This window comes from Sphaerimonospora sp. CA-214678 (genome assembly GCF_050942215.1).
Lineage (GTDB): Bacteria > Actinomycetota > Actinomycetes > Streptosporangiales > Streptosporangiaceae > Sphaerimonospora.
In genome coordinates this window covers 1,577,045-1,592,386 of record NZ_CP192056.1, presented here as the reverse complement: position 1 = coordinate 1,592,386, position 15,342 = coordinate 1,577,045, and the positions used below count along the sequence as shown (strand labels likewise).

13 protein-coding genes are annotated in these 15,342 nt (G+C 69.7%); 5 read left to right on the top strand and 8 right to left on the bottom strand.

What is annotated here, in order from left to right:
- Positions 1-92: 92 nt before the first annotated feature.
- From ACQP1K_RS07375 to ACQP1K_RS07365, 3 genes are all read right to left on the bottom strand, one after another.
- Positions 93-869: a zinc metalloprotease gene (locus tag ACQP1K_RS07375; protein ID WP_433500124.1), complete on the bottom strand. Its 777-nt coding sequence runs from the start codon at positions 867-869 to the stop codon at positions 93-95.
- A 357-nt stretch (positions 870-1,226) separates the two neighbouring features.
- Entirely contained in the window at positions 1,227-1,484 is a 258-nt protein-coding gene (locus ACQP1K_RS07370) for a DUF3039 domain-containing protein (RefSeq protein WP_055477762.1), read from the bottom strand.
- 33 nt (positions 1,485-1,517) lie between these two features.
- Positions 1,518-3,086, bottom strand: coding sequence for a DHA2 family efflux MFS transporter permease subunit (locus ACQP1K_RS07365; RefSeq protein WP_433500123.1), 1,569 nt, complete (start codon positions 3,084-3,086; stop codon positions 1,518-1,520).
- Between the two features lie 372 nt (positions 3,087-3,458).
- Between ACQP1K_RS07365 and ACQP1K_RS07360 the strand changes: the two genes are divergently transcribed.
- Positions 3,459-4,853: a cellulase family glycosylhydrolase gene (locus ACQP1K_RS07360; protein ID WP_433500122.1), complete on the top strand. Its 1,395-nt coding sequence runs from the start codon at positions 3,459-3,461 to the stop codon at positions 4,851-4,853.
- Between the two features lie 72 nt (positions 4,854-4,925).
- Here ACQP1K_RS07360 and ACQP1K_RS07355 read toward each other — a convergent pair whose 3' ends face one another.
- The 4 genes from ACQP1K_RS07355 to ACQP1K_RS07340 all read right to left on the bottom strand — a co-directional run bounded on the left by ACQP1K_RS07355 (position 4,926) and on the right by ACQP1K_RS07340 (position 8,788).
- Entirely contained in the window at positions 4,926-5,501 is a 576-nt protein-coding gene (locus ACQP1K_RS07355) for a YqgE/AlgH family protein (RefSeq protein ID WP_433500121.1), read from the bottom strand.
- Between the two features lie 128 nt (positions 5,502-5,629).
- Entirely contained in the window at positions 5,630-7,039 is a 1,410-nt protein-coding gene (locus tag ACQP1K_RS07350) for an NAD-dependent malic enzyme (RefSeq protein WP_433500120.1), read from the bottom strand.
- A 125-nt stretch (positions 7,040-7,164) separates the two neighbouring features.
- Positions 7,165-8,094, bottom strand: a complete 930-nt coding sequence (locus tag ACQP1K_RS07345) for a co-chaperone YbbN (protein WP_433500119.1) — start codon at positions 8,092-8,094, stop codon at positions 7,165-7,167.
- Between the two features lie 136 nt (positions 8,095-8,230).
- Positions 8,231-8,788, bottom strand: coding sequence for a MarR family winged helix-turn-helix transcriptional regulator (locus tag ACQP1K_RS07340; protein WP_433500118.1), 558 nt, complete (start codon positions 8,786-8,788; stop codon positions 8,231-8,233).
- 401 nt (positions 8,789-9,189) lie between these two features.
- On the opposite strand from ACQP1K_RS07340, the gene ACQP1K_RS07335 reads away from it, so the two are divergent.
- Positions 9,190-11,076: a hypothetical protein gene (locus ACQP1K_RS07335; RefSeq protein WP_433500117.1), complete on the top strand. Its 1,887-nt coding sequence runs from the start codon at positions 9,190-9,192 to the stop codon at positions 11,074-11,076.
- A gap of 53 nt (positions 11,077-11,129) precedes the next feature.
- Entirely contained in the window at positions 11,130-11,888 is a 759-nt protein-coding gene (locus ACQP1K_RS07330) for a DUF4230 domain-containing protein (RefSeq protein WP_433500116.1), read from the top strand.
- A 140-nt stretch (positions 11,889-12,028) separates the two neighbouring features.
- Here the strand turns inward: ACQP1K_RS07330 and ACQP1K_RS07325 are convergent, their stop codons facing one another.
- Complete coding sequence (locus tag ACQP1K_RS07325) at positions 12,029-13,213, bottom strand: acetyl-CoA C-acetyltransferase (protein WP_433500115.1); 1,185 nt, start codon at positions 13,211-13,213, stop codon at positions 12,029-12,031.
- A 101-nt stretch (positions 13,214-13,314) separates the two neighbouring features.
- Between ACQP1K_RS07325 and mce the strand changes: the two genes are divergently transcribed.
- Positions 13,315-13,737: a methylmalonyl-CoA epimerase gene (mce, locus tag ACQP1K_RS07320; RefSeq protein WP_433500114.1), complete on the top strand. Its 423-nt coding sequence runs from the start codon at positions 13,315-13,317 to the stop codon at positions 13,735-13,737.
- A 198-nt stretch (positions 13,738-13,935) separates the two neighbouring features.
- Positions 13,936-15,243 (top strand): DivIVA domain-containing protein, encoded by a 1,308-nt coding sequence (locus ACQP1K_RS07315; RefSeq protein ID WP_433500113.1) that lies wholly within the window; start codon positions 13,936-13,938, stop codon positions 15,241-15,243.
- The last annotated feature ends 99 nt before the right edge of the window (positions 15,244-15,342 follow it).

The window sequence follows — 15,342 nt, the reverse complement described above, 5'->3', positions numbered from 1 at the left end:
GTTGTGGAGTTAGTCACAAGGGCGGTGTCCCGTCAACGGGCAGCGGGAGATCGCGTCCACACGCGGGCGCCGGCGAACCTCGGCCGGGACGCTTATCTGGCGCGCGCGGGATCTTTGGCGCGGGCGGGATCGCGGTAGGCCTCCCACATCTGGTGGATCCGAGCGGCCTGGCCCGCGGTGAACTCCCGCATGCAGCGATCGTGCGAGTAGTCCATGAAGTTGTGCACCGGGTCGTCCCCCGGCGCCGGGCAGGTGTCCTTGCGCGCCGGGCAGCCCATCGTCGCCTTCGCCTCGGGCGGCGTGTCGTCCACCGAGTCACCGGGGGCGTCGCAGCCGTTCTCGAACGTGTGCAGCAGGCCCAGCCAGTGGCCGATCTCGTGCACGGCCGTGAATCCCCTGTTGAAGTTCCGCAGCGGACCGCCGGGCACGCTCCGCCAGTCGATCACCACGCCGTCCAGGCCCGGTTCGCCTCCGTACCAGTAGGGATACGTCGAGTAGCCGAGCACGAGCTCGCCCAGCTGCGCGATGTAGAGGTTCAGCGTCTCGGGACCGCCGACGCGCAGCTTGTCCTTGAGGCCCGCCTCGTTTCCCAGGGGGTCGCGGAACCACGTGGCGTTCTCTGTGTGGGTCACACCCTTCAGATCGAACCGGACCCTGGTGTCGACGCCGTCGAACTTTCCGCCGTAGGCGTCGTTGAGCGCGCGCACCTGCCGGTCCACCGCGCTGTCGGGGAGGCCGAGCTTGCCGTCTTTGATGATGTGCACCCACAGCGGCACCCGGATCTCCCGCTGGGCCGGTGCCCGCGAATCCGGTTCCAGGACACCCGAGCCGCGCCGGTCCCCGAGCCGGCTGCGGAGGTCGGCGTTCATCCGCGCGATCTCCGCCGGACCCGGCCGACGCGGTTCGACGGCGTGACCAAGCCTGAGGGCACGGGCACGCTTGCGCGAACGGGCGGGACCGGCGGTACGACTCCGTTTGTGAACGTGGCCGATCCTCCCATGGGGATCCGCGGCCCCCTGGCCACGACCCCCGTCGCTCCGGCGTGCCGTTTCCCGGCATTCACTCGGAGTGGCGGCGGACGCGCGAGCCACGACGGAGACACCGCCCACCGCAGAAAGACAGACAAGGCAGACGGCGATCACGCCCCGAACCATTCGTATCCCCCGTTACGGCTGGTCTGAAAGCCGACGTTAGCCGTACCGGGGGTCACGATCCTGGATCGACACTCACTCGCTGGGAGGTTCGCCCTTCGGCAGCCCCTCGTAGATCTCCTTGCACTCCGGGCAGACAGGGTATTTCTTCGGATCGCGGCTGGGCACCCACACTTTGCCGCAGAGAGCCCGGACCGGGCTACCGGTCACATAGCTCTCTGTGATCTTGTTCTTGTCGGCGTAGTGGGAGAACCGCTCGTGGTCGCCGTCGCCATGAGAGAGTCGCGGCGTGACTTCGCTCTCAGGAAGAATCTTCGTGCTGCTCACGGTCATCGAGTCTACTTAGCGCGGGAGCGGTGCGGGCCGTCAGCCGACATGGACGACGGCCCCCTCTGTCTTACGCCCGACCTTGACGAACAGCGCGAAGATCGCGGCCACCACGGCGATGCCCGCGCTCATCTGGAAGCCCAGGTGCAGACCGTCCATGAAGGACATGTGCGCGGCCTTCGTGATGAGCTCGGCGGCCGGCCCGGTGAGACCGGGCGGGGCCATGCCGACGGAGGCGAGCTGCTTCAGGCCCTCCATCTGCTCCGGCGGAATCGCGGCGGCCGCCTGCCCGAGGTGACCGGGAAGCACACTCGCCACCTTGGCGGACACGATCGCGCCGAGGATGGCCGTGCCGAGCGCGCCACCCACCTGCATGGCGGAGTTCTGTACGCCTCCGGCGACCCCGCTGAGGTCCTCGGGGGCGTTGCCGACGATGATCTCGGTGGCTCCCACGAAGACCGGGGAAAGGCCGAACGCCAGCAGCACGAACGGAATCGCGCTGTCGATGAACGCCGCGTCGACGCTGAGCCGCGACATAAGGAACATCGCGATCGCGGTGACCACCATGCCGCCCGCGATGGTGCTCTTCGGGCCGAGCCTGCCGATGAGAACACCGGCGATCGGCGACGCGACGATCATGCCGGCGCTCATCGGCAGCATGCGAAGTCCGGAGTCGAGCGGGCTCAATCCGTGCACGCCCTGGAAGAAGAACGTGAGGAAGAACATCGCGCCCATCATCGAGAACGACACGAGGATCATGAGCACGGTGCCGATGGAGACCGAGGCGTTGCTGAACAGGGACAGCGGCAGCAGTGGCTCCGCCGTCCTGGTCTGCCAGAACAGGAACACCGCTCCGACCACCACGGCGAGGGCGAGGAAGCCGACGGTCTTGATGTCGCCCCAGCCCCAGTCCGGCGCCTTGATGATGGCCCAGACCAGCGAGAACATGGTGACCGACAGAAGCATCACACCCGGCCAGTCCACCCGCGACAGCGTCCGCGCCCGGCTCTCCTTGAGCGCCCACAGGCCGAAGGCCAGCGCGGCGGCGCCGACGGGCACGTTGACGAAGAAGACCGACTGCCAGCTCACGTTCTCGACGAGGACGCCCCCGATGATCGGGCCGGCCGCACTCGACAGGCCGAGGATCGCGCCCCACGCCCCCATCGCCATGTTGAGCCGCTCGCCGGGGAAGGCCATGCGCAGCAGCGCCAGGGCGGCCGGCTGGAGCAGCGCGCCGAACAGGCCCTGCAGTACGCGCAGGGCGATCAGCATGCCCACCGACGACGACAGGCCGATCATCAGTGAGACCAGGGTGAACCCGACCACGCCGATCAGGAAGATCCGCTTGTGACCGAAGAGGTCGCCCAACTTGCCCGCGGTGATGAGGAAGACCGCGAGCGCGAGCAGATAACCGCTGGTGACCCACTGAAGGTCGGCCAGCGACGCCTTGAGGTCTTCGGCGATGACCGGGTTGGCGATGGCGACGACGGTGCCGTCGAGCATGACCATGATCACACCAAGGGAGACCGCCAGCAGTGTGAGCCACGCGGATCCCTGTCCGCGTCCCGGTGGCGACTCGCCCCGCTCGGCTACCGCTTGAGTCGTCATGGATGGTCCCCCTTCAAACCTGCCATTCGAAAAAACAATCGAGCCGCCCACACGGCCTCCGGCATCCTACGGGACCGGTCCGACAAGAACGCCACCGGTTTTCCCCCGGTTCGGACGCGTTCGCGGCGCAGCGGAAGGCCCGTCATCGCACGCGCCCCCGGATGGCCCACTCCATGCCTTGTTCGATGAACGTTTCACACCGAGCTCACCCACCCGGTTCAGCTGCGTGGACTGACATCGCAGCTCAGGCCGCTTCTGGTCGGCGAGGATGACCAACTAGACCGGTTAAGTCTGTACGCCGTCCCATACCACGCCTAAGGTTCCCGGGAGCGCTTCCACAGGCTGCGCGATCCCCCCATACCGAGGTAGCTCATGAAAACACGCTTCATCGCCGCGGGCACGGCACTCTTCGCCCTCCTGTTGTCAGTGATCGCACTCACCCAGCCCGCACAGGCCGCGACCGGGCTCCGCGTGAACAACGGGAAGATCTACGAGTCCAACGGGAACCAGTTCATCATGCGGGGCACGAGCCACGCCCACACCTGGTTCACGAGCCAGACCAATTCCTTCGCCGACATCAAGTCCCTGGGCGCCAACACCGTCCGGGTCGTGCTCAGCGGCGGCCGCTGGACCGCGAACACGGCCGGTGACGTGGCCAACGTCATCTCGCTCTGCAAGCAGAACCGGCTGATCTGCGTGCTGGAGAACCATGACACCACCGGCTACGGGGAGCAGGGCGGCGCCTACACCCTGAGCCAGGCGGTCGACTACTGGATCGGTCTGAAGAGCGTGCTGACCGGCCAGGAGAACCACATCGTCATCAACATCGGCAACGAGCCGTACGGCAACAACAACGTCTCCGGCTGGACCAGCGCCACCACCGACGCGATCAAGCGCATGCGCAGCGCCGGATTCGAGCACATGCTGATGGTGGACGCGCCGAACTGGGGCCAGGACTGGCAGTTCGTCATGCGTGACACCGCGGCCTCCGTCTTCAGCGCCGACCCGCAGAAGAACACGGTCTTCTCGATCCACATGTACGGCGTGTTCGACACCGCGGCCGAGGTCACCGACTACCTGCAGGCGTTCCAGACCGCCGGCCTGCCGATCGTCATCGGCGAGTTCGGCAACATGCACTCCGACGGCGACCCGGACGAGGACACGATCATGTCCCAGGCCCAGTCGCGTGGCATCGGCTACCTCGGCTGGTCGTGGAGCGGCAACGGCGGCGGCGTCGAGTACCTCGACCAGGTGACCAACTTCAACGTCAACCAGCTCACCTCCTGGGGCCAGCGACTCTTCAACGGCGCCAACGGCATCAAGGCCACCGCCAAGCAGGCGACCATCTACGACGGCGGGCCGACTCCCACCCCGACGCCGACCCCGACACCCACCCCGACTCCCACGCCGACTCCGACACCGACCCCGACTCCGACACCCACCCCGACGCCGACGCCGACTCCCACGGGCGGATGCACCGCCACCTACCAGGTGGTGAACCAGTGGGCCGGCGGCTTCCAGGGTGAGGTCACGGTGAAGGCGGGCGCCGCCATCACCGGCTGGACCGTGAAGTGGACGTACGCCAACGGCCAGACGGTCAGCCAGATATGGAACGCCACCCTGAGCTCGAGCGGTTCGACCGTCACCGCCAAGAACATGAGCTACAACGGCAACCTCGGTGCCGGCGCGAGCACCACGTTCGGGTTCCTCGGGTCCTGGAACGGCACGAACGGCACGCCCTCGTCGGTGAGCTGCACCGCGAGCTGACTCTCCTGATCACCCATGGCCGGGCGCGCGTGCCGTGCCCGGCCACGGCACGTGGACGGACATCCCGGCGGCTCAGTTGAACGTCGGATCGTCGGGGAAGGTGGCGACGAGCGCGAGATCGCCGCGCTGACGGCGCAGCACCGCCCGCCACAGCGAGGACGGGTCGGAGTGGAAGGTGTCGGCGGGCTCCGAGTCCACGACGTACCAGGCGCCCTCCCGCAGCTCGTTCTCGAGCTGTCCCGCCGTCCAACCGGCATAGCCCGCGAAGATCCTCATCTGCGAGATCTCCCCCGCGAGGATCTCGGGCGGCGCGTCGAGGTCGACCGTGCCCAGCCGGGACGTCGCCGACCTCCCCTGGAGCCGCCGCCAGCCGAGCGGCTCCTCGCCGCTCAGCACGACGGCCAGGGCCAGGGCGCTGTCGGTCTGCACCGGCCCTCCCTCGAACAGCACCGGAGGACCCGTGACCAGTGCGTCCCATGAGGGCAGCACCTGGGTCACCGCGATCTCGCTGGGCCGGTTGAGTATCACACCCAGCGTCCCGCCGTCCTCGTCGTGCTCCAGCACAAGCACGACGCTACGCCGGAAGTTGGGGTCGTCGAGCAGTGGCGTCGCCACAAGCAAACCGCCGACGTAGATCGCCTCCGCCATACCTCCCATGATGAGGGAGGAATGCCGAATCATGCACGTCGCCCCCTGCATGACATACCAGATTACTTTTCGCGTCAGAACATGCGCGTATTGTGTTCAGCCGCCGGTCGATCCTCGATCTCGGTGTCTCAGGCTTCGGTGAAGCCCCGTGCCTTCCCTCCGGCCGACTCGCGCACCGCCGCCGCCACCGCGTTCGCCGCCTCGGGGTGGAAGACACTGGGGATGATGTAGTTGGGCCCCAGCTCCTCCGCCGTCACCACGGCGGCGAGCGCTCGGGCCGCCGCGAGCAGCATCTCCTGGGTGACGACGGTCGCCTGGGCGTCCAGCAGGCCGCGGAAGACGCCGGGGAAGGCCAGCACGTTGTTGATCTGGTTGGGGTAGTCGGAGCGCCCGGTGGCCACCACGGCCGCGTGCTCGCGTGCCTCGTCCGGCGCGATCTCGGGCTCCGGGTTGGCCAGCGCGAACACGACCGATCCGTCCGCCATGGCCGCGATGTCCTCACCGGTGAGGATGCCGGGCGCGGAGACGCCGATGAAGACGTCGGCGCCCTTCACCGCGCCGTGCAGATCTCCCGCGTACCCACCGGTGTTGGTGTGCTCGGCGATCCAGCGCAGCGAGTCGTCCAGGTCCTCGCGGCCCAGGTGGACCGCGCCGAGGTAGTCGCAGACGATCACGTGCTGCGCGCCCGCCGCGAGCAGCAGCCGTAGTACGGCGTTGCCGGCCGCGCCCGCGCCGGCGAGCGTGATCCGCACGTGCGCCAGGTCCTTGCCCACGACCTTCAGCGCGTTCGTCAACGCGGCGAGCACGCAGATCGCGGTGCCGTGCTGGTCGTCGTGGAAGACCGGGATGTCCAGCAGCTCGCGCAGCCGCCGCTCCACCTCGAAGCAGCGCGGCGCCGAGATGTCCTCCAGGTTGATGCCGCCGAAGCCCGGCGCGATCAGCTGAACGGTCCGTACGATCTCGTCGACGTCCTGGGTGTCCAGGCAGACCGGCCAGGCGTCGATGCCGGCGAACCGCTTGAACAGCGCCGCCTTGCCCTCCATCACCGGCAGCGCGGCGGCGGGGCCGATGTTGCCGAGGCCCAGGACGGCCGAGCCGTCGGTCACCACGGCGACCGAATTCCGCTTGATCGTGAGACGGCGCGCGTCCTCCGGGTTGCGCGCGATCGCCAGACTCACCCGCGCCACACCCGGCGTGTACGCCATGGACAGCTCGTCGCGGTTGCGCAGCGGCACCTTCGACTGCATCTCGATCTTTCCGCCGAGGTGCATCAGGAAGGTGCGGTCGGAGACCTTGTGTATGGCCACGTCCTCGACCGCGCCGAGGCTGTCCACGATCGCCTGCACGTGGTCGGTGTCTTTGGCCGCGCAGGTGACGTCGATGCGGAGCTTCTCGTGGCCCGCATTGGTGACGTCGAGGGCCGTGACCACGCCGCCGGCGGTCTCCACGGCGTGGGTGAGCAGGCTGACGGCCTTACCGCCCGCCGGGACTTCGAGACGAACGGTGATCGAATAGGAAACGCTGGGCACGGTGGCCACGTGTATCCGCTCCTTTGCGGGTGGTTCCGGCTTTACGGAGCCGCGTTGAAACCTATCCATCTTGCCATCTCCGGCCGGCCGATACGGCCTCCTGCGCGCTCACGTCCCCGTGGCGTCGCGAGGCGTCAGAACAGCGCGCTGGCCAGGGCCCGCCTGGCTCTGGACACCGAGGGGTCGTCAGCGGGCAGCGCGTCGAAGAGCCCGAGCAGATGGACCCGCACCCTGTCGCGGTCGCCTTCCCGCGTCCGGCGGACCACCCCGATCAGCCGGTCGAACGCCTCGTCCACCTTGCCGTTCATCATCTCCAGATCCGCCGCCTGAAGCTGCAGATCCACATCGGCGGTATCCGTCGCCGCGCGACGGAGCACGTCCGCCTCGTCGAGGTGCTGGGTCCGGCGCAGCAGTCCGACGCCGGCGAGGCCGATCCTGGCCGCCTCGTTCGCGGGCGAGCGCGCCAGCAACCGCTGGTAGGCGGCCGCGGCCGCGTCCAGGTCCCCCTGGTCCATCGCCGCCTCCGCGGCGAGGAGATCGGGATCCGCCGGCGGCTCCGCCTCCGCGGTCTCCTCGGGTGCCGACAGCTCGATGCCGAGCTGCTCGAACACCTGGGCCAGCGCCTGCCGAAGCTGCGCCTCCGGCAGTGGCCCCTCGAACAGGGGCATGAGCTGCCCCTGGAAGGCCAGATAGACGGTCGGCACCGCACGCATCCGCAGGGCCTGGGCGAGCTGGGGATCCGCCTCCACATCCACCCGGGCGAGCACCCACGCGCCCCCCGCCTCGGCGGCCAGCTTCTCCATGATGTTGCTGAACTGCTGCACCTGCTCCGCTCGGCGCACCGTCGCCTCGACGATGACGGGAACGGTCAGCGACCGCTCCACGACATCATCGTTGAAGGTGGCCGAGGTCACCTCGAGGACCGTCGAGGACGCTCCGGCTCCGGCCCCGGCTCCGCCGGGCCCGGCCGCCTCGCGTCGTGCCTGCGCCTCCAATGCCTGCTTGCGAGCGCCTAGGTCGATCGCACCGTAGAGCGATCCAGGTCGAGAGAACTCCGCTGCCATAGTCCCATCCTGCCGCACGCTCACGGCTGATCAGTGCCATCCCACCGTCGTCCGGTACGAGGAGACCGGATGGACCCGGGACATCGGGACGTGCGCCGGCGCATCGGGACGGGCCCGCAATCGGCGGGCGGGCCGATCAGGGGCTGAAGTCGCCGGCCGCGACCCGCAGGGTCCTGAGCAGGTCGAACATCTGGTCAAGATCCTCATCGCCGTACATGCCCAGGCAGAAACCGGCGTCCATCAGATCGGCGGTGGCCCGCCGTACGATCTCGCGGCCCGCGTCGGTGATCTCGGCGAGCACGCCGCGGCCGTCCCTCGGGTTGCGCATCCGGCGGACCAACCCGGCCCGTTCCAGGCGGTCCACGGTGTTCGTCACGCTCGTCGGGTGCACCATGAGCCGCTCGCCGATCTTCGACAGCGGCAGCGAGCCCTCCCGGCTGAACGTGAGCAGCACCAGCGCCTCGTAGCGGGCGAAGGTCAAATCGTACGGCTTGAGCAGCGTGTCCAGTTGCGCCAGCAGGATCTGGTGGGCTCTCATGATCGAAGTGACGGCGGCCATCGCGGAGGAGGGGCCGAATCTAGCGCGCCAGGTTTCCGCGGCGCGTTCTATCGGGTCGAACGGCAGGCCGAGCGGCTTGGCCGCGCCGGTCGGCGATGGGCCTGAGCTGGGCGGGACATTGGGCGGGACGGACACAGCGATATACGCTATCGCGACCGCGAACATGATCAACCTGGGAACCGAGCGTAACCGGATTCATTCCTTGACCCCAGAACTCCCTCCCCGCGGGTCACGCTCCGTTATGGTTGCCACGTCGAAAGGTGAGGCGGCGGCAAACACCGGGCGCCACGGGGAACCACGTCTGCTAGGCAGTTGGAGCGGACGTGGCGAGGCCGGCCGGCGGACGGCGTCGGGGGACGCGGTCCGGCGCATGCTGCTCACACAGGCACGGGGGGTTGACTTGATGGGCGGCATGCCTGCCCCGGCGCACCGCATGCGCCGGATATCGCCGTCGGCGTGGCCAGGGGCCGCGCCGTGCTGTGGGTGACCACAGGGGCGTTCCACGTGGAGAACTGAGACACGGCGCGGTCGTCGCCATGGCCGTGCTGCTCGCGCTCGGGCTCGTCATCGCGTGGAGCGTCCTGATTCCTGGGTTCATGGACTGGGATGACATGGTCACGGCCGTTATCGGTTCGCTTAGGCTGACCGGTCCGGTCGCGGCCGTGTTCACCGCGTGGGTCGCGCTGCGCAGACGCCGCGCCAACCGCGGCCGGGTGCTGACGCCCTGGCGGGCCGCGAAGGCGCCGCTCGGGATTCTCGCGGTCGTCATCTGCTCGTTCGCGGTGACCGTACTGCTGCTCGGGCTGCGTGCCGCGCTGACCGACCGGTCGGGCCACCTGCCCATCGGCGGCCTGGCGCTGTGCGTCGGCGGCCTTGCGCTGTACGTGATGATCGGCTGGACGGCGGGCTGGGTGCTCCCGTTCGCCGTCACGCCCGTGCTCGCCGGGATCGGCACCTACGGGCTGTTCACCTGGGTGGCCGTAGGTTCGACCTGGGCCGACCGGCTCACCCCGGCCACGCGCAGGCCGTACGACCTGTTCACCGGGGCCGGCGAGGTGGCGTTCACGGATCAGACGCTCTGGCTCCTGGGCCTCAGCACGGCACTGCTGCTCGGCTGGGTCGCCCTCGTCACCAGGCGCACGCTGGCGCTGGTCGCGGCGGCCGTCGCCATGGTCGCGGCGGGCGCCGGGGCCGCCAGACTGGTGGCCGAGCCGCGGACGGTCGCGGCCACCGAGCGGCTCGCCTCCTCCTGCCAGTCGTGGCCGTTCCCGGTGTGCGTCCGCCCCTCCATGCGAGACGGCCTGACCGAGTTGGCCGGGGTGTTCACCACGCTCGCGCGGCGGCTGGCCGACACGCCCGCCGCCTTCGACCGGGTCGAGCAGCGCGACCGCGACGACAACGCCCCGGTTCCGCCCGGCGTGGCCGTCGTGCATCTCGACGATCTCGGCGCCGGGTTCGCCCGGCGGGCGGTGACCGAGTTCCTCGACCGCCTGGCCGCCCCGTGCCCCGGCACGATCTCCAACGGCTACCGGTCCGTCATCGTCGCCTGGCTGCGCGGCGAGCCGCTGCCCGCCGGGCCGCTGCCCGAGCACCGATACGCCGCCGTGTGGTTCTCCGGGCTGACCGAGGACCAGCGGCACAACTGGCTGCGGATGTTCTACTCCGACTTCGTCTCCTGCCGGCTGCAGAGCAGGCACTTCGGCGGCGGCACCCGGCCGGCGGACCCCAACCTGGTCAACTATCCGGTGAATCCGACGCCCGCGTACGCGCCCACCTACCCTGTCAGCCCGAGTTACCACGACGATCCGGAATCGGAACACCACGAGACGCCGAACATCGGGCTCCCGCACCGGCCCGGCTTAACTCCCGAGCCGATCCCGGCCGCGTCCCCCGGGCTCCCGCCGCTCTCCGATCCCTCCCCTTCGGCCATTCCCTCGGCCGAGCAGCCGTCTCCCCTGCCGGCTTCGCCGCGGCCGGCGCCGGGCGCCCCCGCCACACCCCGCCACACCACGAACCACGAGCCCGCACGCGACTCCGGAGAACGTGAATCCGGCCGGCGCGAGCACCGGCAGCGGGAGGAGCGTTCCGGACGGCGCCGCGGCTCCATCTCGACACGCGATTCCGAGGGCCCGGACCGCGCCCCCACACCACGCGACGGCGCTCCCATCGGGAACACCGGCGACACCGGGAGCACTGGCAACACCGGGAGCACTAGGAGCACCGGGAGCACCGGGAAAACCGGGAGCACCGGCAACACCGCGAACACCGGAGCCGCTCGGAACGAGGCGCCCGTCCGGGACGCCGGGGCCGCCGCCCAGGAGAACGGACCAGCACGGGACGGCGTACCGGCTCAAACCACGCGGCCGACCCCGGCCCCCAGCTCCTCCCCCGGACTCGGGCTCCTGAGCGGGCTCGGCGGCTAGAGTGTGTCCGGCGACCCAGGTGCAAGCCGGGCGATAGCGGGAAGATTCCTCCCGTGGACGGCCAGACTCCAGCCCATCAGACTCCCGCCCGGCAGACTCCGACCGGCCGGGCCCCGGACGGCGGGCCTTCGACCCCGCCCACGCCGCAGCCCCCTCGCGGCGACGGCACGACCCGGCGCTCCTCCCGCCGCGCCTGGCGGTGGCCGGCCGGTTTCCTCTTCGTGGTCCTGCTCATCGTGGTCGGCGCACGGCTCACCTGGTCCTGGCTGGACCCGCTCGGGGAGGAGACCATCGACCGCAGCGGCCCGGTGCTGCTGCAATCGGTGCAGAACCTGAGCCGGTTCGAGGCGGCCACCGGCAACTTCCAGGTCGTGGTCGACCTGGAGAAGGACGCCGCCTTCCTGCCCGACGCCATCAAGGGCAGCAGGACGCTGTTCGTCGGCGCCGGCAATGTGGACGCCTACGTCGACTTCTCCGGCCTGCCCAAGGACGCCATCGTCGTCTCGGCGGACCGTTCCGCCGTGACCGTACGGCTCCCGCACGCCGAGCTGGAGAAGCCCAACCTGGACAACAAGAGGTCGTACATCGTCGCCCAGCAGCGGGGCCTTTTCGACCGCATCTCCGACCTGCTGTCGGCATCGCCGCAGAACCAGCAGGAGCTCTACCTGCTGGCCGAGCGGAAGATCACCGAGGCCGCCGTGGCGAGCGACCTGCGCGACCGGGCGGACCAGAACACCAGGGCGATGCTCGACGGCATGTTCAAGGCCCTCGGATTCACGACCTTCACCGTCGAGTACGCCGCCGCGCCATGACCGATCCGCGCACTACTCGTCCATGCCCACGGCGGCGACGACGGTGTGAAGGTCGCCGGCGCCCTCGTCCCTGACCACGACGCGAGCACGCCCGCCCGCGCGCCGCGGCACCCGGACGAGCGTGACCGTGGTCGCCCCGCCTACCTGGCGGGCACCCGGATGATCAGGGCGTCGCCCTGACCGCCGCCGCCGCACAGGCCCGCCGCGCCGAAGCCGCCGCCCCGGCGGCGAAGCTCGTGCGCCAGCGTGAGCACGATGCGGGTGCCGGACGCGCCGATCGGATGGCCGAGGGCGAGGCCGCCGCCGTTCACGTTGACCTTGTCGAGATCGATCCCCAGCTCCTTGACGGACTGCAGCACGACCTGCGCGAACGCCTCATTGATCTCCACCAGGTCGAGGTCGCCCGTGGTGCGGCCCTCCTTGGCCAGCGCGTGCTTGATCGCATTGGCGGGCTGCGACTGCAGCGAGTTGTCCGGGCCGGCCACGTTCCCGTGCGCGCCGATCTCGGCCAGCCACTCCAGGCCCAGTTCCTCGGCCTTGGCCCGGGACATCACCACCACCGCCGCCGCGCCGTCGGAGATCTGCGAGGAGGACCCCGCCGTGATGGTGCCGTCCTCGGTGAACGCGGGCCGCAGCTTGGCGAGGGCCTCGGCCGTGGTGTCCGGACGGATGCCCTCGTCCGTGGTGACCGTCACCGGCTCCCGCCGTCCCGGCGCGGAGACGGGCACGATCTCCTCCTCGAACAGCCCCTTCTCCGTCGCCTCCGCCGCGAGCCGGTGCGACCTGGCCGAGAACTCGTCCTGCTCGGCACGGGTCAGGCCCAGTCGCGCGTTGTGCCGTTCTGTGGACTCTCCCATCGCGACCTGGTCGAACGCGTCGGTGAGCCCGTCGAAGGCCATCGAGTCCAGCACGTCGGCCGAGCCGTACTTGACGCCCTTGCGCAGGCCGGGCAGCAGGTGCGGGGCGTTGGTCATCGACTCCATGCCGCCCGCGACCACGATGTCGAACTCGCCGGCACGGATGAGCTGGTCGGCCAGCGCGATCGCGTCCAGGCCGGACAGGCACACCTTGTTGACGGTCAGGGACGGGACCGTCATGGGGATGCCCGCGCGCACGGCCGCCTGCCGGGAAGGAAGCTGCCCCGAGCCGGCCTGGAGCACCTGCCCCATGATCACGTACTGGACCTGGTCGGGCGTGACGCCGGCCCGTGACAGAGCGGCCTTGATGGCGATGCCCCCGAGCTCGACGGCGGACAGGCCGGAGAGCGAGCCCAGCAGCCGGCCAATGGGCGTACGAGCTCCGGCGACGATGACGGAACCAGACATCGGGACCTCCACGACGAGGATCGGGACGACCGTGTCACGATACCCATGGGGCATTCGGACGCCCGCAGGCAGTCCGTCTGGTCAGGTACGAACGGAGAAACATGCTGCTCAGGATCGATCACGTCGGCATCGCGTGTCACAACCTCGAAGAGAAGATCGAGTTCTACGAGTCCACCTTCGGGCTGATGGTGGTGAGCCGGGAGATCAACGAGGAGCAGGGGGTCCGCGAGGCCATGCTTCACGTGGCGGACGGCCCGAAGGGCGCCTCCTACGTCCAGCTCCTGGAACCGCTGCACCCCGACACGGCGGTCGGGAAGTTCCTCGCCAGGCGGGGCGAGGGCGTGCACCATATCGGGTACGGCGTCGCCGACGTCGCCAAGGCCCTCGAGGAGATCGGCGCCAAGGGCGTCAGGCTGATCGACGAGCGGCCCAGGCACGGCTCCATGGGGGCTTCCATCGCGTTTCTGCATCCCAAGGACGTGGGAGGAGTCCTTACGGAACTCGTGGAGACAGCGAAAGATTGACCCGTCCGCTTGAGGCTGAACGCAAGAAACGTTCATACGTAACAACTCGCGCAGAAAGTCGGAGGGAGCCTCCAATCCCGCAGCACCGGAGTACGCTGGCGTATCACCGGACGTGGGTGCTCATGGGCTTCCCCGCCTCGGATATCCACCCTACCGTCCGGCCCCCTGTAGCCGTCTCGACAACCAGGATCGAGCCTCATGCAGTCCGACATCGACGCCCAGCTCAACAACTTTTTCGAGGACGCCCCTTCTCGCGAATTCGACGTGGTGCTCCGGGGCTATGACCGGCACCAGGTCCACGACCACCTGAAGACACTCGACACCGAACTGCGTCAGGCCAAGGAGCAGGTCGGCACTCTACAGCGTGAGCTGTCCGAGTCGAAGCGCCAGCTCCAGGAGCAGGAGCGTCCGACCTACTCGGGTCTGGGCGCCCGGATCGAGCAGTTGCTGCGGCTGGCGGAGGAGCAGGCCACCGAACTCGTCCAAGCGGCCAGGTCCGAGGCGAACGAGATCCGGGCCGCGGCCAAGGTGGACGCCGCCGACCTGCGGGCCGCCGCGGAGAACGAGGCCGCGGAGAAGCGTGCGCTCGCCGCCCGCGAGGCCGAGGAGATGCGGACGACCGCGGACCGCGACGCCGAGGAGATCCGCTCGACCGCGCGGCGCGAGGCCGACGAGTTGACCGCCACGACCGAGCGCGAGGTGGCCAAGATCCGGGCCACCGCCGACCACGAGGTCGCGGAGAAGCGGGCGGACGCCGAGCGGGAGATCGCCAAGCTGCGCACCACGACCGAGCGCGAGGTCGCCCAGCTCCGGGCCTCCACCAAGCGTGAGCGCGACGAGGTCCTCACCACGGCCAAGCGTCAGGCGGACGAGATGCGGGCCCAGGCGCAGCGCATCCTGGAGGAGTCCGAGGCCAAGCGGGCGCAGGACGAGGCGGAGTTCGAGATCCAGCTCGCGGCCCGCCGCGAGGAGGCCGAGCGCCAGGAGTCCGAGCGCCACGCCACCGCCCAGGCCAACACCCAGAAGCTGGTCGCCGAGGCGGAGCAGCGGGCCGCCACCGCCGAGCAGCGCGCCTCCAAGGCCACCCAGCAGGCCGAGCAGACCCGCCGCGAGGCCGACACCCACGCCAAGCAGCTGCTCGCCAACGCACGTAAGAACGCCGACCAGCTCGTGGCCGAGGCGAAGTCGAGCGCCGAGACGATCGTGACCGACGCGAAGAACGAGGCCGAGCGCACCCGCACCTCGATGCAGCGTCAGGTGGACGAGCTCACCCGGCAGCGCGACAGCATCACCAGCCACCTCGCCCAGCTCCGGCAGCTCCTCGGCGGCGCCCCGCTGCCGAGCGTGGAGGCCGAGCCCGCTCCGGTCGCGGCCGCCCCGGCCAAGCCGGCCCTGTCGGCCGCGCCGTCCGTCAGCGAGCCGCCGATCGTCTCGTCGACCCCGGCGTCGGCGCCCGAGCCGGCCGCGGCGAAGAGCGACGACGACTCGGAGTGGTGGCAGGAGTAGTCACCGCGACGAAGACGAAGCGGCATCCGGCAAGTTCGTGACGGCTGAGTCGAACTGAGCAGGGCCCGGCGGAGAGCACCGCCGGGCCCTGTCTCACGA